Origin of the sequence: Glaciimonas immobilis (assembly GCF_011947285.1) — a bacterium.
Classification (GTDB): Bacteria; Pseudomonadota; Gammaproteobacteria; order Burkholderiales; family Burkholderiaceae_D; genus Glaciimonas; species Glaciimonas immobilis.
Window position 1 is genome coordinate 256,625 of record NZ_JAAOZT010000006.1, and the last position, 26,118, is coordinate 282,742.

Annotated in this window: 19 protein-coding genes and 2 tRNA genes; 18 read left to right on the forward strand and 3 right to left on the reverse strand. The window is 51.4% G+C overall.

The window, feature by feature from the left end:
- The first annotated feature begins 92 nt into the window (after positions 1-92).
- From HAV38_RS10350 to HAV38_RS10425, 16 genes are all read left to right on the forward strand, one after another.
- On the forward strand, positions 93-386 hold the full coding sequence (locus tag HAV38_RS10350) for a glutaredoxin family protein (protein ID WP_168055070.1): 294 nt from the start codon (positions 93-95) through the stop codon (positions 384-386).
- Between the two features lie 338 nt (positions 387-724).
- On the forward strand, positions 725-2,518 hold the full coding sequence (gene lepA, locus HAV38_RS10355) for a translation elongation factor 4 (RefSeq protein ID WP_168055072.1): 1,794 nt from the start codon (positions 725-727) through the stop codon (positions 2,516-2,518).
- Positions 2,515-3,432, forward strand: coding sequence for a signal peptidase I (gene lepB / locus HAV38_RS10360; RefSeq protein ID WP_168055074.1), 918 nt, complete (start codon positions 2,515-2,517; stop codon positions 3,430-3,432). The genes lepA and lepB overlap by 4 nt, the downstream gene beginning before the upstream one ends.
- Positions 3,433-3,467: 35 nt before the next feature.
- Positions 3,468-3,860, forward strand: a complete 393-nt coding sequence (locus HAV38_RS10365) for a DUF4845 domain-containing protein (RefSeq protein WP_168055076.1) — start codon at positions 3,468-3,470, stop codon at positions 3,858-3,860.
- Between the two features lie 20 nt (positions 3,861-3,880).
- Positions 3,881-4,948, forward strand: coding sequence for a ribonuclease III (gene rnc / locus HAV38_RS10370; RefSeq protein ID WP_168055078.1), 1,068 nt, complete (start codon positions 3,881-3,883; stop codon positions 4,946-4,948).
- Positions 4,949-4,993: 45 nt separating this feature from the next.
- Positions 4,994-5,905 (forward strand): GTPase Era, encoded by a 912-nt coding sequence (gene era, locus HAV38_RS10375; protein WP_168055080.1) that lies wholly within the window; start codon positions 4,994-4,996, stop codon positions 5,903-5,905.
- Between the two features lie 273 nt (positions 5,906-6,178).
- Complete coding sequence (recO, locus tag HAV38_RS10380) at positions 6,179-7,081, forward strand: DNA repair protein RecO (protein WP_375791662.1); 903 nt, start codon at positions 6,179-6,181, stop codon at positions 7,079-7,081.
- Between the two features lie 12 nt (positions 7,082-7,093).
- Complete coding sequence (locus tag HAV38_RS10385; protein WP_311734822.1) at positions 7,094-7,372, forward strand: benzoate/H(+) symporter BenE family transporter; 279 nt, start codon at positions 7,094-7,096, stop codon at positions 7,370-7,372.
- A 123-nt stretch (positions 7,373-7,495) separates the two neighbouring features.
- On the forward strand, positions 7,496-8,257 hold the full coding sequence (gene pdxJ, locus HAV38_RS10390; RefSeq protein ID WP_168055082.1) for a pyridoxine 5'-phosphate synthase: 762 nt from the start codon (positions 7,496-7,498) through the stop codon (positions 8,255-8,257).
- Between the two features lie 9 nt (positions 8,258-8,266).
- Positions 8,267-8,659 carry a holo-ACP synthase gene (gene acpS, locus HAV38_RS10395; protein WP_168055084.1) on the forward strand — a complete coding sequence of 131 codons (393 nt, stop codon included), beginning with the start codon at positions 8,267-8,269 and terminating at the stop codon, positions 8,657-8,659.
- Entirely contained in the window at positions 8,656-9,747 is a 1,092-nt protein-coding gene (nagZ, locus tag HAV38_RS10400) for a beta-N-acetylhexosaminidase (protein ID WP_245182310.1), read from the forward strand. Before acpS ends, nagZ begins: the two co-directional genes overlap by 4 nt.
- 44 nt (positions 9,748-9,791) lie before the next feature.
- Entirely contained in the window at positions 9,792-11,648 is a 1,857-nt protein-coding gene (gene uvrC / locus HAV38_RS10405) for an excinuclease ABC subunit UvrC (RefSeq protein WP_168055086.1), read from the forward strand.
- Between the two features lie 132 nt (positions 11,649-11,780).
- On the forward strand, positions 11,781-12,353 hold the full coding sequence (pgsA, locus tag HAV38_RS10410) for a CDP-diacylglycerol--glycerol-3-phosphate 3-phosphatidyltransferase (RefSeq protein WP_168055088.1): 573 nt from the start codon (positions 11,781-11,783) through the stop codon (positions 12,351-12,353).
- A 120-nt stretch (positions 12,354-12,473) separates the two neighbouring features.
- Positions 12,474-12,549 (forward strand) — tRNA-Gly (locus HAV38_RS10415).
- A 196-nt stretch (positions 12,550-12,745) separates the two neighbouring features.
- Positions 12,746-12,819 (forward strand) — tRNA-Cys (locus HAV38_RS10420).
- A 420-nt stretch (positions 12,820-13,239) separates the two neighbouring features.
- Positions 13,240-14,952, forward strand: a complete 1,713-nt coding sequence (locus HAV38_RS10425) for a tannase/feruloyl esterase family alpha/beta hydrolase (protein WP_168055090.1) — start codon at positions 13,240-13,242, stop codon at positions 14,950-14,952.
- Here the strand turns inward: HAV38_RS10425 and HAV38_RS10430 are convergent.
- Positions 14,931-15,902 (reverse strand): cupin-like domain-containing protein, encoded by a 972-nt coding sequence (locus HAV38_RS10430; RefSeq protein WP_168055092.1) that lies wholly within the window; start codon positions 15,900-15,902, stop codon positions 14,931-14,933. The two genes, HAV38_RS10425 and HAV38_RS10430, sit on opposite strands and share 22 nt — an antisense overlap.
- Before the next feature lie 349 nt (positions 15,903-16,251).
- Between HAV38_RS10430 and HAV38_RS10435 the strand changes: the two genes are divergently transcribed.
- Positions 16,252-17,034 (forward strand): ankyrin repeat domain-containing protein, encoded by a 783-nt coding sequence (locus HAV38_RS10435; protein WP_168055094.1) that lies wholly within the window; start codon positions 16,252-16,254, stop codon positions 17,032-17,034.
- Between the two features lie 101 nt (positions 17,035-17,135).
- Here the strand turns inward: HAV38_RS10435 and HAV38_RS10440 are convergent, their stop codons facing one another.
- Positions 17,136-21,467, reverse strand: a complete 4,332-nt coding sequence (locus HAV38_RS10440) for an AAA domain-containing protein (RefSeq protein WP_168055096.1) — start codon at positions 21,465-21,467, stop codon at positions 17,136-17,138.
- Positions 21,468-21,918: 451 nt separating this feature from the next.
- Entirely contained in the window at positions 21,919-23,571 is a 1,653-nt protein-coding gene (locus tag HAV38_RS10445; protein ID WP_168055098.1) for an isovaleryl-CoA dehydrogenase, read from the reverse strand.
- Positions 23,572-23,816: 245 nt separating this feature from the next.
- On the opposite strand from HAV38_RS10445, the gene HAV38_RS10450 reads away from it, so the two are divergent.
- Entirely contained in the window at positions 23,817-26,048 is a 2,232-nt protein-coding gene (locus HAV38_RS10450) for a DNA polymerase III subunit gamma/tau (RefSeq protein WP_168055100.1), read from the forward strand.
- Positions 26,049-26,118: the final 70 nt, after the last annotated feature.

Here is a 26,118-nt window from a genome sequence, read left to right on the forward strand (position 1 = left end):
GAATTTTGTAGCGCTAATTCTTAACCGTCGCGCATCTTTTTATGGATTCCGCCGTCCTCGGTAAACAAAAGGACGAGGTTTTAAGGGTTGTTATGGCAAAAATCGCATTTACGCTGTATGGGCGATCTTATTGTCATTTATGCGACGATATGCTCCAGGCCTTGATAGCGCTGTGTGCGGAGCAAGAGATGCTGGAGGGTCGAAATCTTGACGTCGACGCCGACTATGCCATTGAGCAAATCGACGTCGATAGCGATCCCGAACTGGTCGCTCTTTACGATGAACTGGTGCCGGTACTGCTGGGCTCCAGAATGGGGCAGGTACCCGTCCGGCTGTGTCACTACTTTTTGGATAAACAAAAGGTCAATGCGTATCTGAAGGCTTAGCCACCTCGTGCGGTAACTTGTTTTATTGATATTGTTCCGGCGTTGGGCGGAAGAATCCTTATCAGTTTTTTGCGCGCGACGCTTTTTTGTTTTGCCTCTATGGAGATTTGAACCATTCCAAGAGAAGAGGAGCGTATCCCATACGGAGCGCCCAAATGACGTGTTTCTTAGCCTATCTGTCGTCCAGAACCCTCACACCGGTGATTTGTCGGTTTTTCACCCTTGAAATCCGGTAAAATGGCGCGATTGAATAACCTGCCATAAAAGGTGCTCGCCTGGGCGACAAATGCCCGGTTCGGAGCGCCTTTTTTGTAATCGCATTGCGTCGACGAACATTAATGAACAACATCCGTAATTTTTCCATCATTGCTCACATTGACCACGGTAAATCTACTCTGGCAGATCGCATCATTCAGTTTTGTGGCGGTTTGTCTGACCGTGAAATGGGCGCACAAGTACTCGATTCAATGGATATCGAGCGCGAGCGCGGTATCACCATCAAAGCACAGACGGCGGCATTGTCGTACAAAGCGCTGGATGGGCAGATTTATAATCTAAATCTGATCGATACCCCTGGACATGTGGACTTTAGTTATGAAGTCAGCCGTTCCCTGTCCGCCTGTGAAGGCGCGTTATTGGTGGTTGATGCATCCCAAGGCGTTGAAGCGCAAACTGTAGCCAATTGCTACACTGCTCTTGATCTCGGACTCGAGGTCGTCCCTGTTCTCAACAAAATTGACCTGCCATCTGCAGATCCCGAGAACGCCAAGTCAGAAATTGAAGATGTCATCGGCATTGATGCATCCGATGCTGTGCAGTGTTCGGCCAAGACAGGTTTAGGCGTACGCGAGATTTTAGAAACCATCATTGTTAAAGTACCGGCCCCGAAGGGCAACACTGACGCGCCTTTGCAAGCGCTTATCGTTGACTCATGGTTTGATAATTATGTGGGCGTCGTGATGCTGGTACGTATCGTCAACGGTACATTGCGTCCTAAAGATAAAATTCAGTTAATGGCGGCAGGGTCGCAGCATTTGACCGAAAGCATCGGCGTATTTACGCCAAAAATGCAGGTACGCGAGACCTTGTCCGCAGGTCAGGTGGGCTTCATCATCGCGGGCATTAAAGAGCTGAAGGCTGCCAAGGTGGGCGACACGGTAACGTTGGCAAACAATCTAGCCGCGTCCGCACTACCCGGTTTTAAGGAGGTTCAGCCGCAGGTGTTCGCCGGATTATTCCCGGTTGAGTCGAATCAGTACGACGCTTTGCGCGACTCGCTGGAAAAACTTAAACTCAATGACGCGGCGTTACAATACGAGCCTGAAGTGTCGCAAGCTTTAGGTTTTGGATTCCGTTGCGGTTTTCTGGGCTTGCTGCACATGGAGATCGTGCAAGAGCGCCTGGAGCGCGAGTTCGATATGGATTTGATCACCACCGCACCGACAGTTATTTATGAAGTCGTGCTGCGCGATGGCTCTATCCTGATGGTTGATAATCCATCAAAAATGCCAGAGCCTAGCAAGATCGAAGAAGTGCGTGAGCCGATTGTTACCGTTAATTTATACATGCCGCAAGAGTACGTCGGGTCGGTTATCACCTTATGCACTGTGAAGCGCGGCGTACAAAAAGACATGCATTACCATGGCAAACAAGTGAAGTTGATTTACGAAATGCCCATGGCCGAAATCGTTCTGGATTTTTTCGATCGCTTGAAATCGACTTCGCGTGGATATGCTTCGATGGACTACGAGTTCAAAGAATACCGCTCTGCCGATGTAGTGAAAGTCGACATGCTGATTAATAGCGAGAAGGTCGACGCGTTGGCGATTATCGTGCATCGCTCCAACAGCAATCATCGCGGTCGCGCGGTAGCCGCCAAGATGCGTGAGTTAATTCCGCGTCAGATGTTTGATGTTGCGATTCAGGCTGCGATCGGTGTCAATATTATTTCGCGTGAAAACGTTAAGGCGTTGCGTAAAAACGTGCTGGCAAAATGTTACGGTGGCGATATTAGCCGTAAGCGTAAATTGTTGGAAAAGCAAAAGGCAGGAAAAAAACGCATGAAGCAGGTCGGCTCGGTGGAAATTCCACAAGAAGCTTTCCTTGCAATTTTACAAGTGGATGACAAATGACATTGCAATCGATTTTAGGTAATTTCGCATTAATTCTTTTTGTGCTGATGGTATTAACAGGGATTATTTGGTTTTTGGATCGTTTTTATTTGCGCGTTCAACGGCGCGCCAAAGCAGATGCTGCACTGGCTGCGTTTGATGCACGTAATGTTAAGTTGCGCGCCGAAGGCATCAAGTTAGAAAGCAGTGGGCGTGCTGAACTAGAGGCGAACTTGCTGCGTCAGCCAACCTGGGTAGAGTATTCAGGCAGTTTTTTCCCTGTTATCGCGATGGTGTTTTTCTTGCGCTCGTTTCTGTATGAGCCGTTTAAAATTCCGTCCAGTTCGATGGTGCCCACACTATTAGTGGGTGATTTGATTTTGGTGAATAAATTTACCTATGGCATTCGTTTGCCAATACTTAATAAAAAGATCATTGATATAAATTCTCCACAACGTGGTGACGTCATGGTTTTCAAGTATCCTAAGGATTTGTCGCTGGATTACATCAAACGCGTGGTTGGCGTTCCAGGTGATAAAATAGTGTATAGAAACAAGCGCTTATCCATTAATGGGACCGCGCTTACCTATACAGCACTACCAGATTACCTTAATGATGACAGCCTGAACTATTCAAAACAGTTTAAAGAAAACTTGTCCAGTGTGGACCATAAGATTGCTGTAGTCGAACAGGCTCCGCCAATTAATCTAAGCGGAGTACAAGATTTTCCTTTTAAGGATAATTGCTCGTTCAATCCTGGAGGGTTCGCCTGCACCGTTCCTGACGGGCAGTACTTCATGATGGGTGACAATCGGGATAATAGCGAAGACAGTCGATACTGGGGTTTTGTACCGGATCAGAATATAGTCGGAAAAGCATTTTTGGTATGGATGAATCTTGGCAATCTCAAGCGCATTGGTACTTTTTTTGATTAAATATTTCAAAAATAACTGACCATCGGAGTAGCTGAATGACAAAAATTGCCATGAAACGTAGGAGTCGGCAGCAGGGGATTACACTATTCGGATTAATCGTATGGGTGGCAATTTTAGGATTCGGTGCGATGATGACTGCCAAGGTCGTCCCTACGGTCATTGAGTATATGTCAATAAAAAAAGCCATAGCCTCGGTTAAACTCAATGGTGGCACCGTAAAGCAAATTCAGGATGCTTTTGATCGACAGGCTGAGGTCGGCTACATTGATGCTTTGCACGGCAAAGATCTGGGCATTACTAAGAATGGCGAGGATATTGAAATTAGCTTTGCTTATCAAAAAACTATTCCACTCGTTGCACCGGTCAGTTTATTGATTGACTATTCGGGAACAACTGCTAGGTCAACTAGCAAAAAAACCATCAATTGATGGAGTAAGTTGCAGATTAAATGGACGTAATATTATTGCAAAATCGGCTAGGCCACACTTTTAAGGATGCTACGTTACTCCAGCAGGCCTTGACGCATCGCAGCCATAGCACATTGCATAACGAACGACTGGAGTTCTTGGGCGATTCGATTTTAAATTGTGTTGTTGCATCGTTACTATTCGATCGCTACTCCAAGATTGATGAAGGTGATTTGTCGCGGGTGCGGGCCAATTTGGTAAAGCAACAATCCTTATACGAAATTGCGCAGCGTCTTGAATTGTCGCATTTCTTGCGTCTGGGTGAGGGGGAACTGAAGTCAGGTGGATTTCGCCGACCTTCCATTCTGGCCGATACATTGGAAGCGTTATTCGGCGCAATTTTTCTCGATGCCGGATTTAATGTCGCCCGCGACGCGATTCGTGCGCTTTATATTCCTATTTTGGATACCGTTGACCCAAAGACATTAGGCAAAGACGCAAAAACGTTGTTGCAGGAATATCTGCAAGGTAAAAAAATAGCATTGCCACAATATAATGTCGTGGCGACCCATGGTGCCGCTCACAATCAGGAGTTTGAGATTGAATGTTTGGTGCCAAAACTAGAAATCCAGGTATTCGGCACTGGCGGAAGTCGCCGGGCAGGTGAGCAGGCCGCCGCCAAATTAGCGCTCGAAGCGGTGCAGCATGCATTTATAAAATCGCCCGGAACAGCACGAAAAAGTAAGCCCAGAACTTCACAGTTGAAGCTTGCTGGTATTGCAACCATTCAGCCGGACGCGCCAGCTAAAGAACTATTGCAATTGAAGCACGCAGCAATTAAAGAGGGTAAAAACGAAGCCGCAAAGGCGAGCAAGATGGCTTCGTCTGCTACCAACACATGTGCAAGCGCGCCGCTTAGCGCGATTTCAGGGGCGGAGACGGCGCCAGCATTAAAGGCACCATCTGCACCGGAAATTACGACAGCAGCAATGACAACAACGACGGCAGCGACGGCGCCAGCGGCAGGCCCTGCATCTGCGACCGCGCCAACTACGACTGCAGCAACAGCAACGGTGGCTATCAAAACGCCTGTTGCAGCACGCCGTTAGCAGTACCAATAACTTATCACTTACCGCGAGTAAATCGACAACCGCATGACAGATTCCGTATCCCAGGCACCCGCAGCTGACTTTCGTTGTGGCTACATTGCTATCGTAGGTCGTCCCAATGTCGGTAAGTCGACCTTGATGAACGAACTTATCGGTGCCAAAGTCAGTATCACCTCGCGCAAAGCGCAAACGACCCGTCACCGTATCACCGGCATTCAGACCTTGCCGGATACGCAATTTGTCTACGTCGACACGCCGGGTTTTCAGACCCGTCATTCCAATGCTCTAAATAAAACCCTCAATCGCACCGTGACGACCACGTTGACAGCTTCTGATGTCATATTGTTTGTGATTGAGGCGGGCACTTTTGGACCGGCCGATCAACAGGTGCTTGAGCTGTTGCCAACCAGTGTGCCTTGTATATTGGTGATTAATAAGTCGGATCGCGTCAAAGACAAGGCGATATTACTGCCATTTGCGCAAAAGATAGCCGCAATGCGTGATTTTGCCGCTGTGGTGCCAGTATCGGCAAAATTGCGGTTTCAGCTGGAAAACTTGCAGGCCGAAACCCGCAAGTATTTACCGCTTAATCCGCCGGTATTTGGCGAGGACGACATTACTGATCGTAGCGAAAAATTTCTCGCAGCGGAAATTGTAAGGGAAAAATTGTTCCGGTTTGTCGGCGATGAATTGCCTTATACCAGTACCGTTCTTATCGAGAAATTTGAAGTTGAGGGTAACTTACGACGTGTATTCGCAGCAATTTTAGTCGAGCGCAATACCCATAAATCCATGGTGATAGGACAAAAGGGCGCGCGCCTGAAAGATATCTCGACGCAATCACGTCTCGATATGGAACGTCTTTTTGGCGGTCCGGTCTATCTCGAAATTTGGGTCAAGGTAAAATCTGGCTGGGCCGATAACGAAGCCGGATTACGCGCCTACGGTTACGAGTAAATTGAAGGTATGAGTGCTATCACAGTTGATGCGATTATCGATGTGGTTGCCGCACCGACGGCAGGACAGCCCGCTACAATGGCTGGCGACGGCGTCCGTATAATTGGCGATGGCGAATACACGAAGCCTGTAGCAACTCTTGCTCCTGAATCAGAATTAATTTCAGATTCAAATCCGGCCGTCGGTTCAAACTTGGATAAACTTCCCGCGTCGATTGCCAATGCACAGGCAGAGGAAGCCCTTCATTCCTTCAGCGCACCCGCAACAGATTTAGTGACTGGGGATTCTGCTTCAGCGCCGCCTGAATCACAGGTTGATTTACAGCCGGAATCACAACTTGATTCTCAGCCGGAATCACAGCCGGAATCCCCGTCCTCCATTTCCACAGCACATAACAAAGCTACCGCCAAAAGCGAAAAAGCACCCCGCTCCACCATCCCCCGACGTAACTCGCGTCCCGTTGCCGAATCGCGGATCGCAGCACAACCAGGTTTTGTGTTGCACAGCTATCCGCACCGCGAAACCAGTCTGATTTTAGACGTTTTTACCCGTGATTACGGGCGCATCGCATTAGTGGCTAAAGGTGCCAAGCGCCCTTTGTCCAAGCTGCGAGGGGTACTGCAAACGTTCCAGCCTTTAACGCTCAGTTGGAGCGGAAGATCGGAAATCCGGACACTCACCGCTGCCGAATGGGTGGGTGGAATGCTGCCGCTTGAAAAGTCCGCGTTATTGTGTGGATTTTATCTGAACGAATTGCTGGTGAAACTGCTGGCGCGCGACGACGCCCACCCGACTTTGTTTAATCATTATGTTGCAACATTAAATAAGTTAGGCCATCAGGAGCCTGCGCCTATCGTTCTGCGCCAGTTTGAGCGAGCGCTCCTTAAAGATACCGGTGTATCTGGAGATTTTACAATTTGTACGGTGACGCGGCAGCCGGTAGAGCCTGACATCCATTACGTTGTCGATCCCGAGCGGGGGCCGCGTGTGGCACGCGTCTCCGACCGTTGGCCATCGGTTAGCGGTAAAACGTTGCTGGACATGGCACGCGAGGATTACAGCGACAGTACTACCCAAGCACAAAGTAAAGTGTTGATGCGCTTCTTGCTGGCTTATCATCTGGGCGGGACACCGCTGAACACGCGTCAAATTTTGATCGATTTGATGCAATTGTAGGGCAGCAAAAAAATGGCAATGCAAGATTATCCCTGGTCAACGTTGGTTGCTGGCTTTATCACGGTATTGGTGGGCGTCACTAGTTCTGCTGTGATTATTTTTCAGGCAGCGGCAACTGCTGGCGCGACCCCGGCGGAAATTAGCTCATGGATGTTAGTGCCTGGCCTCGGAATGGGGGTGACATGTATCGGTCTGTCATTGCGCTATAAAACGCCCGTGCTTACCGCTCGGTCAACGCTCGGTGCTGCGTCATCGTATGGGGCAGTACCAATCGCACGCCGCCAAAAATAATGACAGGATTTTTACGCGTTGTGCTTGCGAGATATGTCTTAAAATATATTGCAAGCCGTACCTCGGTTCGCTGCTGCCAGCACTGTGTCCACCCACCCCTTTTTATCTGCGCCCCATAATCTGATGAGCTATCTAAGTCCCGCCTCAACGATCATTGAACTCGGCATTAATATCGACCACGTCGCCACTTTACGCAACGCGCGCGGCACAGCATATCCAGACCCTTTGCGCGCGGCGTTAGAGGCCGAAGAGGCAGGCGCAGACGCGATCACATTGCACCTGCGTGAAGATCGCCGGCACATTAAAGACGCCGACGTGGAAATCATTCGTCCATTGTTACGCACGCGCATGAATCTGGAGGCGGCGGTGACACAAGAGATGATCGATTTTGCCTGTAAAATCAAGCCGCAAGACGTATGTCTGGTGCCAGAGCGGCGACACGAACTGACCACAGAAGGTGGCCTTGACGTGGTGAAATATTTTGTTGAAGTCCAGTCCGCAGTGCGCCAGCTACAGGCGGAAGGAATCCGGGTGAGCCTGTTCATTGACCCTGATGCCGATCAGATACAGGCAGCAGCAGACGTAGGCGCGCCGGTGATTGAGCTGCATACCGGTCGCTATGCAGAAGCGACAAACGTGAGTGAGCAAAATAGCGAACTGGCGCGAGTGCAGCGTGCGGTACACGCAGGTATTATTCTGGGACTGAAGGTCAATGCAGGACATGGCTTGCATTACACCAATGTGCAGGCGATTGCTGCGATTCCCGAGATCGCGGAGCTCAATATCGGTCACGCGATTGTTGCGCATGCAGTGTTTGTCGGCTGGAAGGCTGCTGTTGCCGAAATGAAAGCGTTGATGGTTCAGGCACGGCTGAAAAAAAATTAAAAGGGCTTCATGATTTACGGCATAGGCACGGACATCATCCAGATTTCACGTATCGAAGCGGCGCTGTCACGTAATGGCGATCGCTTTGCGGAAAGAATTTTGGGCCCGGAAGAACTCGTTAAATATCACCAACGAAAAGCTAAAATAGAAGCCCGTGGTATACGATTTTTGGCGACACGCTTTGCGGCAAAGGAAGCCTTTTCCAAAGCCATTGGGATAGGTTTGAGGATGCCAATGACATGGCGCGCGATGCAAACGCTGAACGCACCGAATGGCAAGCCGGTAGTCGTCACCAGCGGTGTGCTAGAAGAATTTATGCAAAAGAACGGATTGACCGCGCAGGTATCGCTCACTGATGAGGTCGAGTATGCAGTCGCTTTTGTTATCGTGGAAAAAATATGATTATTTTGAACAAAACCCAGCAGCGTGCACCTGGTCCGATAATGCTCGACGTGATCGGCACCACCCTGAGCGCCGATGACATCAGACGCATTAAGCATCCGCTCACTTGCGGAGTGATTTTGTTCACTCGTAATTTTCAGGATCGCGCGCAACTGACGGCACTGACCACCGCTATTCGCGCGGAGCGTCCGGATATTTTGATTGCGGTGGATCATGAAGGTGGTCGCGTGCAGCGTTTCAGAACTGACGGTTTTACAAGATTGCCGGCAATGCGTGTACTTGGCGCTTTATGGGATACGGACGTGTTGGCGGCGACCAAAGCAGCGACCGCCGTCGGTTTTGTGTTGGCAGCCGAACTGCGCGCGAGCGGTATCGATTTATCGTTCACCCCGGTACTGGATTTGGATTATGGCGGGTCAACCGTCATTGGCGACCGTGCGTTTCATCGCGACCCGCGCGTGGTGACCTTATTGGCAAAAAGTTTAAGTCATGGTCTGAGATTGGCGGGGATGGCAAATTGCGGAAAACATTTTCCCGGACATGGTTTTGTAGAGGGCGATTCTCACCTCTCGATTCCCCTGGATCAACGTACGCTGCAGCAGATTATGGACGAGGATATCAAGCCCTACGATTGGCTGGGCATGAGCTTATCGGCGGTAATGCCAGCGCACGTGATTTATCCCAAGGTGGATAAGCACTCGGCGGGATTTTCTAAAAAATGGCTAACGATCCTGCGCAAAGAGATTGGGTTTAACGGCGTTATTTTTAGCGACGATCTGAGCATGGACGCAGCGAGTTCTGCCGGTTCTGTTCTGGATGGCGCACGCGCGGCGCTAGCCGCCGGTTGCGATGTCGTTATGATTTGCAACTCGCCTGACAAGGCCGACCAACTGCTGGAAGGATTAAGCGCGGCACAAACCCCTGCGTCCGATGCCAGCGCGTCCAGGCGTGCGGCATTGATGCCGCAGGGCCTCGCGTTAGACTGGAATGCGTTACCAAAAAACGGTGATTACCTGGTCGCCCGTGAACTCATAACATCGCTTGTAACATCGCTTGTACCCGCGCGAACAGACGCATTCCCGCAATAAGAATCCTGCCGAACTTTGCTGAATTTTTTTGAATTTTTTGAATTATGACTGATCCCGATCTTCCCGATCCTCTTGCGATCGTCTTAGAGACCGTCGCTAAATTGCCGAATTTGCCCGGCGTGTATCGCTATTTCGATGCAGCGGACAACATCCTGTACGTTGGGAAAGCGCGCGAACTAAAAAAGCGTGTGTCGAGTTATTTTCAGAAAAATCTCGCCAGTCCACGCACCGCCTTGATGGTGCAGAAGATCGCCCGGCTGGAGACCACCGTCACGCGCAGCGAAGCCGAGGCGCTGATACTCGAAAATAATTTAATCAAGTCGCTAAAGCCGCGCTATAACATACTTTTTCGCGACGATAAATCGTACCCTTATCTTAAGATCAGCGGGCAGGAATATCCGCGCATGGGATATTATCGTGGTGGTGTTGATAAAAAAAATCAATACTTCGGACCGTTTCCCAACGGCTGGGCGGTAAAAGAGTCGATACAGATATTGCAAAAAGTATTCTTGTTGCGGACCTGCGAAGATTCGGTATTTGCCAATCGCACACGTCCTTGTTTGCTGCATCAGATCCAGCGGTGCAGCGGGCCTTGCGTCAACCTCATTAGCCAGGAAGATTACGCGGTGGACGTCGAGAATGCCGCCAAATTTCTGCGCGGTCGTCAGAACGAAGTGATGGCCACACTAAATGAGAAAATGCACGCATTTGCCAGCGAGCTGAAGTTCGAACAGGCAGTCGTTGTCCGCAATCAAATCAGTGCGTTATCCACGGTTTTACACCAGCAAAGCATGGAAACCGTTGGAGACAGCGACATCGACATTATTGCCGCATTCGTTCAGGGCGGTCGGGTCTGCGTCAATCTGGCGATGGTACGTGGCGGCCGTCATCTCGGCGATCGCGCGTATTTTCCAACGCATGTGGAGAGCGCCTTGATCAATACCGACGAGTCTGTGGACGTCTCGGTTATGAAGGCATTTTTGGCGCAACACTACATTGATACGTTTATTCCCGGCACCCTGATTCTTAATCTGGTTATCGATGAGCCAGCGTTGATGCTGGCATTGATGGAGCAATGTGGACATCGCATTAATTTGGTATTCCAACCGCAAGGTCAGCGCAGACAATGGCTGGATATGGCCCAAAAAGGCGCAGAAATTTCGCTGACACGATTGCTGTCGGAGCAGGGGTCTCAGCAGGCCCGCACGCGTGCGCTAGTCGATGTGCTGACACTCGACATACCGGACATTGATGTCCTGCGCGTTGAGTGTTTCGATATCAGTCATACCTCTGGCGAAGCGACGCAGGCTTCGTGCGTTGTTTTTCACCATCATGCAATGCAAAATAGTGAGTACCGCCGCTACAATATTAAAGACATTACGCCCGGTGACGATTATGCGGCGATGCGACGAGTGCTAATGCGTCGCTACGAAAAAGTAGTCAACGGCGGCGGCACAATGCCCGATATCGTGCTGGTCGATGGCGGCAAGGGGCAAGTCGAGATGGCGCGCCAGGTGCTGGCCGAACTGGGACTTGATATCGGCTTGATCGTCGGTGTTGCCAAGGGCGAAGGACGCAAAGTGGGTCTGGAAACGCTCATCTTCGCCGATGAGCGCGCCCCACGTGAATTGGGTAAGGAATCCGCCGCGCTCATGCTGATCGCCCAAATTCGCGACGAGGCACATCGGTTCGCCATCACCGGCATGCGGGCAAAGCGCGCCAAAACGCGTCAGACCTCCCGGCTGGAGGAGATTGAGGGCGTCGGTGCCAAGCGGCGTCAAAAGCTGCTCGCTCGCTTTGGTGGCTGGCGGGCTGTGGCAGATGCTACAGTTGAAGACTTAGCCTCTGTGGAAGGCATTTCCCGCCAACTGGCAGAGGATATTTATCGCCAGTTGCACTGATAGTGTCAACGGGGGGCTCACTAGGATGGTTTATACGTGTTTTATTTCCCATCTGGCACCATACTCCTAGATAATTAGTTCTGGTAACCGAATACGCTGAGCATAACCTGGCGACAACATTACACTACATCTATGCCTTTTAATTTTCCAATTCTGCTTACATGGTTACGCGTCGCATTGATTCCGCTGGTCGTAGGCGTGTTTTATCTTCCCGATTTTGGGTTTTCTGCGAGTGATATCGGGCTGGGATCGGCGATCGTGTTTGTTGTGGCGGCGGCGACGGACTGGTTCGATGGATTTTTGGCGCGGCGCTGGAATCAAACCTCAGCGTTTGGCGCTTTTTTGGATCCAGTAGCGGATAAATTGATGGTAGTCGGAGCGCTGCTTGTGCTCGTCAATCTGGATCGGGTAAGCCCGGTCATTGCGTTTATTATCATTGGGCGCGAAATCACCATCAGCGCGCTGCGCGAGTGGATGGCGCAAATCGGTGCTTCCAAATCAGTGGCGGTCAGCTCACTGGGCAAAATCAAGACAGCCGCGCAAATGACGGCTATTCCCGTGCTCCTGTACTCTGGTACCATATTCGGCATTGATATCCGTTTTCTTGGACACGCCTTGATGTTAGTGGCTACGATATTGACGGTCTGGTCGATGTTTTATTATTTGCGTAAAGCATGGCCGTTGATCAAAGAAAAAGCGCAATAAGCGTGTTTAGAAATTTTTGAAAAAGGAACCTGTAAAACGCTTGACATCATTTTTAGACCATCTATAATGGCGTCTCTCTAGTAAGTGTTGCAAGACAGCGCAGCGGTCACAAAAGAAAATGCGGGAGTAGCTCAGTTGGTAGAGCGATACCTTGCCAAGGTATAGGTCGAGAGTTCGAGCCTCTTCTCCCGCTCCAAATTCAAAAAAGGAAGCTCAAAAAGCTTCCTTTTTTAATGTCTGGATTGGCATTCTTTTAAGGTATCGAAGGGTGTTAAAGTAACTATCGCACTTGTACTTCAGCGATAGATGCGGTCCGGTGTTGCATGCTCGGAAGTTGGAGGCAGCCAAAGCAGTAAGCCTTTGCTGGTTATATAGTTATTGATTTAAGTAATGGCGGGGTAGCAAAGAGGTTATGCAGCGGCCTGCAAAGCCGTCTAGGTCGGTTCGATTCCGATCCCCGCCTCCAGTTTTATTAAATAATAGCAATTGCTTACCGAAATCAATTGCTAGCGCGACATAAAGATTTCTCATTTTTCCTCAATACCCTGAAAAATGGGTTCGTACCATCCCCAAACACCTGTTCTACTAATTTTAAAACGGCGTTGATGCGTTTTGCTGCTAAATTTCCAATAGGCAATCCGCTTTCTGAATGGGAGCTAATCTCCATTGGGGGCGTTTTTGCCGTCGATTTAGTAACTTACAGCGGTCAAGCTTGCGAAGCGAGCGGTTCTTGCCGCCTCTGAATAATTTACTTTTAATTGGTTAAATTTATAAAATATAAAAGTTTTATAATCGTTCGAACGCTTGGATTGCCCATCATCAAGTAGCAGAGCGATTCCAGCTGACTACATAAAAAAACCAACTGACCCAGTTATAGGGGCGAGACATGTATCTGTTTCTTAAACATCCTTTTTTTATTGCCGTTATTTCAACTTCCGGCCTCGCAGGTTGCGGCGGCGGCAATGGGGCCTTTGTGACTCACACACCATTAACCTGCGACCAGCTCAACGGCAGGACCGTCCAGGCTTCGTCGGTTGGCCTGCCGACAACTGGCGCCCTTGTCACTAGTGTTGCAGTCGTGCCTGCGGCGGGCACGGGGGCTTCTGCCGTTGGCGGATATTGCAAGGTACTTGGCGATATCAATCCAGTGGATCCGATGGCACCAAAAATCAAGTTCCAACTTAACCTTCCCGTAGACTGGAACAGCAAGGCGATGATGTTCGGCGGAGGCGGCTATGACGGGACGATTTCTACGGGTACAGGCAATGTACCGGCCGGTCCAACCAACAAACAGGTGCCGCTGGGGCGTGGTTATGCGACGTTCGGTAGTGATTCCGGACACCAGGCCAATGCCACAACTAGTCGCGACGGCTCCTTCGGACTCAACGACGAAGCGCTCAAAAATTTCGCAAGCGATGCGATTAAAAAAACGCGTGATGTCGCCATAGCACTTATCAAGGTCCGCTATGGCAGCAATCCGCAAAGATCGTATTTTGCGGGTGGCTCGACCGGTGGACGCGAAGCCTTGCTGGCCGTAAGTAACTGGCCTCAGGACTGGGACGGTGCCATCGTGCTCTATCCAGCCTGGAACGCCGCAACTCTGGACTTGCAGTTCGGACGCATAGCGCGCGCGCTGGCCCAGCCGGGTGCCTACCCGAGCCGCGAAAAACGCAAAGTGCTATATGACGCCGCCATCGAAGCATGCGATGCGCTCGACGGTGTGCGTGACGGTTTGATTAGCAACATCACGGCCTGCAATGCTACTTTCGATCCGACGACAGCAACGTTAAAGGGCGTGCCGATCCGTTGCGCGGGTGGCCAAGAGGCGGGTAATAGCTGCCTGTCTGATGCACAGATCGCAGCATTCAACGTGACCAATACGCCGCTGCAACTGAACTACGCTGTGGCCAGTGGTGAAACCACCTATCCGGGCTTCAATACCTGGGGCACTGATTTTGGCAATCCCGGCACCAGTCCCTTGCAGCCAACCGTGCTGACTCTGGCGCTCGGTACCGAGCAGCCTGCCAATCCGATGCCAGCGGTGACCGCCACCACTAGCCCGCCCTATGGCAGCACGTTTTGGGATCAGTGGGTCAGATACTTTGTGACGCGGAACCCCAACTTCAACTCCCTCAGTCTCGATCCACAGAATCCCGGCCAATACCAGTCGCGCATTGTAGAGCTAACCGGGATTCAGGATGCCAACAAAACTGACCTGTCTGCATTCCAGAACAAGGGAGGCAAAATCCTGATGGCACACGGCATGGCTGATGCGCTAGTCAGCACGCGCGCCACGGAGCAGTACTGGACACGGATTCGCAATACCATGGGCGGTAGTCGTGTTGATAGTTTCGCCAGGTATTATGAGATCCCGGGGTATGGCCATGCTGTTAGCAGCGTGTTCAATGCTGCCTGGGATTCGGTGACTGCGCTTGAGGGCTGGGTCGAGAAAGGGACAGTGCCGGTTAACCAAGTGGTGGCCGATACCGCTGGCGTTCCTGGCCGTACCCGACCACTATGCGAGTATCCGGCATTTCCGCGATACAGTAGTAGCGGCGATGTGAATGTGGCGGCAAGCTATACCTGCGCAACGCAATAGGCTGGGCGCTGCAGGGATGTGTCGCCGTTCAGTGCTAACGGCAGCGCTCTGGCCCATCGATTCGCCGAAAGCGAAAACGTCAACGAGCGCACCTGGTGGTACCACCCCGCTGGCAGATACAGAAGCTCGCCAGGCTGCATGATGCATTCGATCATCGATGCCTGACGAGCCAGCGGAAATTTCACGAAATCCGGTGCTTCGGGGTTAAACGGAGAGCCAAACAAGATCGCGTTGGCCTCGCAGGTATAAAGAAATTCGTCGTGGTGCGGCGGTGACAGAAAAACGCGCTTGGTCCCCCAGATCTGCGCAAAAATATTATCGTCATAGTCGCAATGCAGTGGCGTCACCGTTCCTGCTGGGCCAAGCCAAAAGCGAGGCGGGCCCATCTTGCCAAAATAAGCAGGCCAATAGCACATGCTGTTTAGTTCGCGTAATTCCAGATTGCCCAGATAGGGCGGCAAGTCCTGTGGGTCAGTAGAGACAAGTTCGAGATACGCAAGCATTGACATATCCTGCATGGCCCGATCACGCGCAAACGCAGTATTAACATAGTCGCCCACGCGTGCGCGCACCTGCAAGTGGCTGAAGCGATCGCGCAGCGTTTGCGGTGTGAGGGCGGACAGCGGCCATCGTTCGACCAGCCCCGTGATCACGAATGGCAATCCTATTGCTGCACGCGTGCGAAACGCCGCAGTGTCAAGCAGGCCCACGCGCGGAACTGCGGAAATAGCCGGGAGGTCGCGTCCAATGTGCCTTATCGCTTCACGCATTTCTGGTACGGAAGTGACGCCGCGCACTAGCGCATCCTTTCTTTCGCGCGCCTGCTTTTTGGCGATAGCGTCCTCGGGCGAGCTTGACTTTAATCCCGGCAGAGGCGGCGGTAAACGTGACGATGCATGCGCCGGAGGCGGTACCTGATTATCTGCTACCGACATTTTCTCTATTGACATATATCGTACACTTCTCGTCACTATCGCTCGCAGCGATCACCAAGGATATTCCGGTGCAAAAGCCATTACCCGGCCTTAATTTCGTGCCTGCTAACAGCACGAAAAATCATACTTATGAAAAGCAGAAACAGGTTCGTCTTGAGCTAATTGTACGCGATCATCACCGTAGAATCCGATCATTTGGCTTTCGTAAAAAACGGCGGCATGCCGGGATCAGGCAGGGTATTTAAATCGGACGATACGCACTAAACTTGATAGTGCGAAGTGAAAGTAGCGCATTTCAGAAACAACGCCAACAACGTGATATAAACAGCAATCTGTCCATACTGAACTAAAAATAGGATTAATCGTGGTTATCCCAATCGTAAACCCCATCCTGGAAACACTAAACCACAGCTTCATTCTGGCGACGCAGGAAACAGATTTTGTGTACGCGCAAACGCTTTTAGATCAAGGTGCAGAAGTTAACTGCTTCAACGGCGCTCCAATCGCGATCTCTGTCGGTAATGGCGAAATAGCGTTCGCCGATTTTCTGATTGCCGCTGGCGCGAGCGTGCATTTAAAAGAGCCCTTCGGTTTATCGTTAATTCACCTTGACGCTGCGCGCGGCGGTTACTGCACACAATCACTGATCGACGCAGGCGCAAACCTCAACGAAAAAAACCTTGGCGGTAACTCATTGCTCCATGAAGCTGTGCTGCAAGGAAATTCAGATCGCGTAGAGATGTTTATAGACGCCGGTGCAGACACTTGCGCGACCACGCGTCGCGGTGAAACGCCCTTAATGCTGAATCTCGCTAAAATTACCGAAGAATTGGCGGAAGACGCTGCTCTTCGATTGGATGTCGGGCGACGACGACTGCGAGAGCGGTATGCGATTCTTGATCGTCTGATGCGTTTGATCGCCAACAACGACGCTGATATTAACGTCAAAGATTCGAAAGGAAAGACTGCGTTGCATTATGCTGCACTTGTCGATGATGACGTTACGTTACGCATGATTTTTTCTGCCAGCCCCCAGTTAGATTCGACAGATTTGCAAGGTCATACACCGCTTCATCTAGCCACTATTTTCGGAAACGTCGCATTCATTAAATGGGTCGCGGCTGCGAAGACGCATCCCAAATGTTGAACATCCTTGAGGACAAATGGCAACGGCGGGTGTCAGGATGGTACATGCGCTCTCCGGCGCACGTTTTAATCTCGTATTCAAGCTCGTATTCACGCCCGTATTCAAGCCCGTTTACAAGACATGCAAACCCTGCCGTATCCGCCAGCCCCGCTGCGGAGTGTCGGGTCAAAAAAGTCGGCAACATCAACGATTTTTTCGCACTTTGGACAGAGCTTAGAGGATTTGTCTGACAGATCCTCCGCATCCGCACGAATTTTTTTAATCACTGCGTTTTGTGGCCGCTCCTGAGAGGCTTGGTGCACCAGTTGAAATAGCCGGTCGGATAGGGTGGCCACCGGGTCTTTGCCTAGGTTGAACCGATTTATGCGCAGAAATTTGTAGCCGTAGCCTTCGATGATCAGTTGCCGTTCGATGTCCTCTTCACGATAAAACTGCTCGTAATTGTGTGCGGTGACTTTATCCCGATTGACAAAATGCTCGGCAAAACCGTCATATTCAATAATCACCCGGATATAACCGCCGCCAGTCGAGTACGTCAGAAGAAAGTCGCATCGAAATGCCGGATGTTTATACGATGGGTCTAATTGGCGCAAATAATCGCCGAGCGGAAATTGCGTCTGCAGTTCAACATCGTCATTATTGATTTGGTAGAACGCAGTTTGCTGCACCCACTGCAAGACCTTTTCTTCCATCGGTGACTCAGTGGCACCGCCGGTTGGGGTTGAGCGCTGCTGCAATATCTGCTCAAAATGGCGAATGGCGCGTCCGGCGCTTCCCTTGTATTCGGCGACAGGCTTGCTGAGGACGAACAGCATCCCTTCCTTCGCACGCGAAAATCCGACATTCAGGCGCTGGACTTTTAATGCTTCTTCGATACGTTCGCGCTGGTCTTCCAGTGATGCAGGAAAAATGTAATTGAGTCCGTCGTGTGCGCGGGTAGCGACCATCGAATAAATAATCAGGTCGCGCTCTTCACCCTGACAACTATCGAAGGTCATAATCTTCAAACGTAGAAGGGATTGAAAACGCTCGGCGTATGCGTCATTAAACAGCAATCGCGAGATCGCCTCTTGCTGTTCTCTGAATGGCGTGATGATGCCAACCGAATGCTTGTCACCTTGATCCACCATCCTGCGCAATTCCGCCAGTATAAACTCGGCCTCAGCCGAATTGGCGTTACGGTGCTTTTCTACCCTTCCGTCAGGTGCAAGTTCATGGAAGCGCAAGACCTCGGTCAGGGGTTTGGATCGGACTTTGATTGCCTGTAGTTGACCGCCGTAGAAGTTTACGCTGGAAAAACTGATCAGTTCCTGATAGCCGCGAAAATGCTTTTTCAGCATAATTTCAGTGTTCGCGATCAGCTTGAAAAAGTCCAGTACAGACTTTTTGACATCGAACTGCTTGAGCCTTTCAATGCGGTCCGATGCGTCGGAAATGTTGCGCCTGAAGTAGGTTTCCATTTCCGTCAAATAGGTGGCATTGCGCTCCTTTGAAGCTTGTTGCGACTTGACGTTGGAGAACTGGCGCTCGTCGCCAAATACGACCACGCGTTTAGCGCGCAGTAAAGCAGGGAACGCCTGCGCCAGCGAGACCTGACTAGCTTCATCGATGACTACAATATCAAATATTTTTCCCTTCAGCGGAACGTAAGAGGCATAGTCGCGCACCCCAGCGATGATGCAAGGGAAGGCTTCACCGAAGCGCTCAAATTCGTTGGTCGGGAATTGCTTCTTAGATTTGATTACCTCGCCGATTGACTTGGCCAATGCCCGATTTTCACCGACAAAATTGACGAACTTGCGATCAATCTCGCGGCTCATGCGTGATGCATGGAGCGTCTCAAGTTGCGACTTCTCGCCGACGTAATCAAACACCGGTGCCGAGTTCATCGTGGCCGAAATTCTATTAAATTGTATCGCGTAAGATGCGCATTGGTACGCCAGCGCGATCTTCTTATCGATGGCAATGTCGTCAGTAGGCCAATGGTCGGGAAATATTTTTATGTAGCCAGCAATAAAGGCAGCAACATTCTCTGCCGCGGGCGGAACGGTTCTGCCAGCGGCGAGATGCCCGTAGGCTGCTATCGCGTGCGTGCCATCCAAATGCATTTGACCAGCATGGTATTGCAACCTGGCAAGCGTTGCTACGATAGATTTTAATGCGTCTATTTTTGTGTACAGATCCAGCGCGTTATTGCAGGGGAGCGTAGTCGCCAGGCGCTGGTCAATTGCGCGGGCTTTGCTTCTGGTAAAAAAATATCCAAAAACTGGCCAGCGCGCATTTTCATACTCCACAATGCATGCGGTCAGTGGCGCGATGTGCGCTGGCGACAAATCGTTGAACAGCGCGAGTGCCGAGATGTCGATTCCCCCCTCAAGAACTGTCTTTGCGAGTAGCAAGGTCCGGATTGCTGTATAAATTTCGATGGCAGTTGAAACGCTCGGAGCAAGTGCGGCGCTTACGCTGGCGATCTGGTCCAGTTGTAATGCGGCGACCAGATTTTCCAGTGCATTCATCTGCTCTTGCGTCAGGTAGTCTTGCAAGCTCTCAGTGATACCAGGAAACGCAACTTCGATTTTTCGTTCCAGCAAGGTCAGTGTTTCAACATCTTTTATCTTGACGTTTGCATACGCGGAGATGGTTGCGACAACGTTAGCGCGCAGGGTTTCATGCACCGCCTGCGTTTCTTCATTTAATCGCGTGGCGTTGGCCCGCTGCGACCGGTCCTGTTCCTTGATGCGCTCCAGATTCGACGCGGAAATCAGCTTTGAATAGGCGGTAGACTTGCCGAGCCGCAGGATGGGATTAGAGAAATTTTCATCATGCCGTACCTTGGCTAGCGTAGCGGCCAGTTTGTCCTCAACGACGTCAAGCGCCTCCACCTTGTCGGACAAAATCAGGATGTTTTTTCCTGAGAGGATTGCGTCGAAAGCCAGCGCAGAGATGGTGTGTGACTTACCTGTACCCGGCGGACCTTGCACCACGATGAAGCGACAACCCTCGGTATTTAATGCAATCTGGATTTTGCGCTGCTCTTCATTGACCGGAATAGGCGAGGGCGCGATCAGTCGATCCGGCGTTGCGATATTGTCCCAGGTACGATCAATTTGTGGATTGGCATTTTTAGGTTCGTCCAGAATCATGCTGCGGATGATGTCTTCAAACATCCCGGCGGCGAGCTTCGACTCACCTTCTACGGCGGTCAGGAGCGCTTCATAATCACCAAGTATCGATTCGTCCGCTTTATCGAACACGGCTAAATATAATGCGTTGGACATGCGTACGCTGGCGCTCTCTGCGGTATGCAGGCGGTTAGTCGTCAAGTCCAGATTGGCAGCAACATCAAGCGATGGAATCATCGCTTTGATTTGCCTGATCGCTGCCTCTGCAAAGTTTTCATTCTCAGAGAGGTAAATGATCCGCTCGTGCGCGGGGGATACAAAAGTCCGGCCAGATTGGGCCGCGATTTCTTGTGCGATCCAGTCCAGCGCACGCTTGTTGATATATAGATGGGGATCGGCTTTTAGTACAAAAGAGGTTGTGGATTCATCGTACCGAAGTTCCAGCGGGATATAAAACAGCGGAAAGGTCGCGGTACCAAACCGCACGTCGGCCATATAAAGGTAAAGGCTTTGGCCTTCGGCTGTACGAAGTGTATTGTCAAGATCGCGCAATTCCAGAAATACATCGGCAGTTGAGAACTGTTCAAAAAAATCTGACAACGCTGCGCGCACCTCATCCGGCGCAAAAAACTCGTCAAAAATCTGTCGCAGCGGTTCCGCATCACCCGAAGCTATAAGCGTGGTCAATGCGCGCGGCAATTGTGCGTTGAGCGCAGCAGTGATCGCTTCTGTCAGGTCGGCTTCGATATCGTAAATGGATTCGATAGCAGAATACGCATTTTGGCGAAACGGTTCTTCCAGAACGGCAAGCAGTTGGAGGATAATGCGCTCACCGACTTGTGCGACGAATTGCAGCGCGACATCGTCAACAAATTTTTCTGCATCTTTGGCGCCTGCAACGCGATGTTCGGTTGCAAATGTAATGATCAGATCACGGATGCTGTTGAATTCTTCATCGTCCACCATGGCGACCTGTTTTTTGATCAGGTCGCGCAACGTCAGCGAGAGCGGGGAAGTGTAGCGCCCTTTAGGAATCCGCACTTCAAAAGGTTGTGCCAGCGAATGGCGCGATGCCGACCAGACAGCGTCGAAAAGCATCGCATATTTACGTAGTGGAATACCAAGACGAAAGCCTGCATCATTTTTTAGAATGACGCGACGGCGCGGTGCTTGTTGCCGCTTAAAATCAGTCTCGATGAAATCCTGAAAATATCGTAGTACACGGCGAGCAAAGCCCTTTATGCCGTCTATGCTGGGAGCCACCATTGCAGGTTCTTGTTTCGTGCCCTTTTTCTTTAACGCGTCTTCCATGATTTTCCTTTTATTTGCCTCTGGTCGCAGAAAGCTGAAAGTCTTGTAAGCCGGGCATTTTACACAATTCAGTGGTTTAACTTCATGGATGACCGGTAAAATGCGGGAAGCGTTGATTTGTGGAAATTTTATGCTTAGGTCACTGCTTTCTTTAAGCGCAGAAACAACCAGTAATTAACCTTTTCTGGGACAGTTTACTGGGTTGGTTGGGAGTTGGCTGTAGCGGCAGTGGCGATGAAGATGGTGAATTATGTTACTTCTTATTCATTCGCTAACTGCTACTCATGGCTTGTAAAAGCGCTGTGGTATCGGTAAAACGGGCGTCAGGTACTACAGTATAAGATTGGATATCTTCGAGCGGGTGCTGGGCCTAAAACTCAGTCGGTGATATCAAAAACGACGTGTTAACTCTCGCCGCTTTTGGACCGAATGAATCTATAGGTGAAGCCACTCACGGCATCACGCGCGCCAAAATCTCTTTTTGCAAACTGGCACCCGCTATGGACGCTAGCGTGCCATAAACGCGACCACCCATGGCGTCGCAACGGCTCTCGATAAAAGCATCGGCAATCTTCTGCGGCGCATGTTGCGCCATGAGTGCGGCTTGCACAGTGAGCGTCAGCGTCTGCACAAATCTTCGCGCATTTCTTTCTTGCTCCTCGGGCGGGGTGGCGAGTAATCCTTTCAGGCCATCCAGCATAATGTGCAATCCAGCATGTGCGCTGGCGATGGCGTCCAGATGTGCCAGCAATAGGGCAAAACTTTCCGGTTCGCGCCCGATTGCCCGTAATACGTCCAGACACATGACGTTGCCTGAACCTTCCCAGATTGAATTGACCGGCGCTTCCCGATAGAAACGCGCCATCGGGCCGGTCTCGACATAACCGTTGCCGCCCCAGATTTCCATGCATTCGCCCGAGAATTCCAGGGCGCGCTTACATACCCAGAATTTGGCGGCGGGCGTGACGATGCGGCGCCATGCGCGTTGCAAAGGATCGTCGGCAGCATCGAAGGCACTGGCGAGTTGCAGCATTAATAGCGTGGCAGCTTCGCTTTCCAGCGCCAGATCAGCCAAAACGTTTTGCATCAGCGCCTGTTCTGCTAGCGCGGCCCCAAAAGCATGACGATGGCGGGCGTGGTGTAACGCTTGTACCAACGCTTGTCGCATCAGGCCAGCGCTACCGATGACGCAATCGAGACGGGTGTGATTCGCCATTTCGATGATGGTGGCGATCCCGCGTCCTTCATCGCCGACCATGATGCCGAACGCCTCCTCAAACTCGACTTCACTGCTGGAGTTGGAGCGATTACCTAGTTTATCCTTAAGTTGCCGGATAAAAATGGCATTTTTACTGCCGTCGGGTCGCCAGCGCGGCACAAAAAAGCAACTTAGCCCTAATTCTGTACGTGCCAATACCATATGGGCATCACACATCGGCGCGGAAAAAAACCATTTATGGCCGGTCAACGTGTAGTCCGCCCCGCGGCCACCGCCACCAGGGATCGGCGTCGCCACTGTGGTGTTGGATCGCACATCCGAACCGCCTTGTTTTTCGGTCATGCCCATGCCGATCAGCATGGCGTTTTTTTGTCCTAGCGGCAGGTCACGGCTATCGTGTTCGCATGCATATAATTTGGCTTGCAATGCCGCAAATAGCGCGGGTTCCTTTTGCAAGACCGGAATCGATGCGAATGTCATGGTGGTAGGACAAAGCGATCCAGCCTCCACCTGCGCATGTAAATAGTAACCAGCGGCGCGTGCCAGGTGGCTACCTTCTCTTGCGTTGCTCCAGGGCAGCGCATGCAGGTTCTCGCGCCGTAACATGCCCAGAAGCGTATGCCAGGACGGATGAAATTCCACGACATCGATCCGGTTACCGGTTTTGTCGTAGCTGTGCAGCTCAGGCGGGTGGCGATTTGCCAGTTCGGCCAGTTCCCAGACGTCTTTACTTCCAAGTTTGGACCCGTAACGGGCTAATGCCGCCCTATGCCAGCCAGCTTTTAATCGTAGGACACCCTCCGTCAACGCGAGATCGTCGCTGAACAAATTGTTACCAGTCAGCGGTGTGACTTGATTATTCGCATCATGCGGGGCGATCTGCATAGAATCTCCTGAAGAACAGCTATCAGAGTTGCATGAACGGAATCACAAATGAAGTCCATACAAATACTTGGAAATCATTGCGCGTCTTTACCTCCTTAGCGTAGACCGAATTGGCATTGTTTGCCAGTCCCACGGTGCCGTCAGACCGACTGGATGTGGGGCATTGCTTAAAAACCTTGGAATCGCTTCCTCTAAGGTAAAATGATGTTTGAATTTAACAGCCAGCATTGTGCGCCTGCCACTTTATGTCATACCAAGTCCTTGCCCGTAAATACCGTCCCAAAAGTTTCGACACCCTGGTTGGTCAGGAGCACGTCGTGCGGGCGCTAACACACGCACTGGAGCAAAAGCGCTTGCATCATGCTTACTTGTTCACCGGTACTCGTGGCGTTGGTAAAACTACGTTGTCACGCATACTCGCCAAGGCCTTAAATTGCGAAGGCGTTGATGGTACCGGCGGCATCACGGCGCAACCCTGCGGCGTATGTGACGCTTGCGTCTCGATTGATGCTGGCCGGTTTGTCGATTACATTGAAATGGATGCTGCGTCCAATCGCGGTGTGGATGAGATGGCGCAGTTGCTGGAGCAGGCGGTCTACGCACCGTCCAATGCCCGCTTCAAAGTCTACATGATCGATGAAGTTCACATGCTGACCAACCATGCGTTCAATTCAATGTTGAAAACGCTGGAAGAACCGCCAGATCATGTCAAGTTTATCCTGGCGACTACCGATCCCCAAAAAATTCCTGTTACGGTACTGTCGCGTTGTCTGCAATTTAACCTTAAACAGATGCCTCCGGGGCATATCGTCAGTCATCTTGACGATATTCTGGGACAGGAACAAATTGAATTTGAGACACCTGCCTTACGTCTGCTGGCGCAAGGTGCGCACGGCTCCATGCGCGACGCCTTATCGTTAACCGATCAGGCGATTGCCTACGCCGCTGGCAAGGTGACGTTGGATGCTGTGCAGGGCATGCTAGGCGCGCTCGACCAGACCTACTTGATCCGGGTGCTGGACGCGCTGGCGTCTAATGACGGTGCAGGGTTATTGGCTGTCGCTGATGAAATGGCGATCCGTAGTCTGTCTTACAGCGCCGCATTGCAGGACCTCGGCACATTATTGCATCGGGTCGCGTTAGCCCAAAGCGTTCCCGCGGCATTGGCAGAAGACTTGCCAGAGCGCGAAGACGTGATCCGTCTTGCCGCCGAGTTTGATATTGAAGAAGTCCAGTTGTTTTATCAGATCGTCGTGCACGGCCGCAATGAGCTTGGGCTGGCACCGGACGAGTACGCCGGATTTTCGATGACGCTGTTGCGCATGTTGGCGTTCAGGCCGCAAGCTGGAGGTGATGGCGTATTGGCGGCAGCACCGCGGCGAGCAGTTGCGTCATCGCGTCCGTCAGCACTGCCGCCGGTCGAGATGAAAGTGCCAACGCCGCCTGTAATGCAAGTAGCCCCAGCACCCACACCAGCATCCACTCCAGCACCCACGATTCCTGCGGCGCGCCTAAGTAGTGCCCCGCAAGCCGCCTCCACCAGTGCGCCAGCGCCTCGGGTAGACAGCAATCTCAGTCCGAGGATGGCCGCGTTAGCAGCAGCGCGCGGCGGTACGGCGGGTAAACGTCCCACCGCAGTGCCTTATGCGCCACCCGTTGCAGCGCCAGAAAGCGCACCGGAGATGGTGGTCAGAGCGCAGCCGCCAGTGTCGACTCCTGTAGTGGTATCGAAACCAGTGCAGGCACAGAAAACATCATCAGGATCATCAGCGCCGCCTTGGGAAGAGGATATTCCACTGCCGACAGACTTGCCAGATAATGATGCATCGGGGTCATCCTATGATGCGCGTGAAGAGCCTCCGTCTATGATACGGACGAGTTCAAGAGCCGATGCCAGCACAGAAGCAAGGGCGGATTCAAGAACCCCAAGCAGGGCGGAACCGACGCAAATACGTTCACCGTCCGCACCGGTTCGTCCGCTTGCGACGTTAAGTATGGATTCGGTATCGCCGCTATCTGTTCGCGCATCATCATCATCATCATCATCGGAGGCGGCGGACCCGTTTGTCTACCAACCTGATCCGTCTTTGGAATGGGATGGCAACTGGCCGGCACTCGCAGCGACTTTACCAGTGCGTGGCGTAGCCCATCAACTGGCGCAGCAAAGTGAGTTACTGCGGTTTGATAGTAGCGGTGCGGCAATCCAGATATATTTGCGGATTCCGCTTGAAACGTTACGTATGCCAGGCAATGTCGAAAAGCTGACGGTTGCGCTGACTGACCGCTTTGGTCGTCCGGTGCGGGTAGAAACTGAAATTGGTAACGTCCGTTACACAGCAAACGTCAAGGCGATGGAAGAACAGGCAGAGCGACAACGACTGGCTGAAGAGACCGCAAAAAATGATCCGTTTATTCAGAGCATGATTCGCGAATTCGGTGCTGCGATAGTGCCGGGGTCGGTCAAGCCGTTGCTTTGACAACAACGTAACAACAGCGTGATGATCGGCAGATCCGCGCAATGGCGGTTCTTGTGAGGGCTAGTACGGC

What these genes read in the sequence shown, in the direction of transcription:
- acpS (WP_168055084.1), top strand. Translation starts at nt 8,267, where the DNA reads ATGATTTACGGCATAGGCACGGACATCATCCAGATTTCACGTATCGAA.
- nagZ (WP_245182310.1), top strand. Translation starts at nt 8,656, where the DNA reads ATGATTATTTTGAACAAAACCCAGCAGCGTGCACCTGGTCCGATAATG.
- HAV38_RS10365 (WP_168055076.1), top strand. Translation starts at nt 3,468, where the DNA reads ATGACAAAAATTGCCATGAAACGTAGGAGTCGGCAGCAGGGGATTACA.
- HAV38_RS10350 (WP_168055070.1), top strand. Translation starts at nt 93, where the DNA reads ATGGCAAAAATCGCATTTACGCTGTATGGGCGATCTTATTGTCATTTA.
- pdxJ (WP_168055082.1), top strand. Translation starts at nt 7,496, where the DNA reads ATGAGCTATCTAAGTCCCGCCTCAACGATCATTGAACTCGGCATTAAT.
- HAV38_RS10425 (WP_168055090.1), top strand. Translation starts at nt 13,240, where the DNA reads ATGTATCTGTTTCTTAAACATCCTTTTTTTATTGCCGTTATTTCAACT.
- HAV38_RS10445 (WP_168055098.1), bottom strand. Translation starts at nt 23,571, where the DNA reads ATGCAGATCGCCCCGCATGATGCGAATAATCAAGTCACACCGCTGACT.
- pgsA (WP_168055088.1), top strand. Translation starts at nt 11,781, where the DNA reads ATGCCTTTTAATTTTCCAATTCTGCTTACATGGTTACGCGTCGCATTG.
- rnc (WP_168055078.1), top strand. Translation starts at nt 3,881, where the DNA reads ATGGACGTAATATTATTGCAAAATCGGCTAGGCCACACTTTTAAGGAT.
- lepA (WP_168055072.1), top strand. Translation starts at nt 725, where the DNA reads ATGAACAACATCCGTAATTTTTCCATCATTGCTCACATTGACCACGGT.
- era (WP_168055080.1), top strand. Translation starts at nt 4,994, where the DNA reads ATGACAGATTCCGTATCCCAGGCACCCGCAGCTGACTTTCGTTGTGGC.
- HAV38_RS10430 (WP_168055092.1), bottom strand. Translation starts at nt 15,902, where the DNA reads ATGTCAATAGAGAAAATGTCGGTAGCAGATAATCAGGTACCGCCTCCG.
- HAV38_RS10450 (WP_168055100.1), top strand. Translation starts at nt 23,817, where the DNA reads ATGTCATACCAAGTCCTTGCCCGTAAATACCGTCCCAAAAGTTTCGAC.
- HAV38_RS10385 (WP_311734822.1), top strand. Translation starts at nt 7,094, where the DNA reads ATGGCAATGCAAGATTATCCCTGGTCAACGTTGGTTGCTGGCTTTATC.
- uvrC (WP_168055086.1), top strand. Translation starts at nt 9,792, where the DNA reads ATGACTGATCCCGATCTTCCCGATCCTCTTGCGATCGTCTTAGAGACC.
- lepB (WP_168055074.1), top strand. Translation starts at nt 2,515, where the DNA reads ATGACATTGCAATCGATTTTAGGTAATTTCGCATTAATTCTTTTTGTG.
- HAV38_RS10440 (WP_168055096.1), bottom strand. Translation starts at nt 21,467, where the DNA reads ATGGAAGACGCGTTAAAGAAAAAGGGCACGAAACAAGAACCTGCAATG.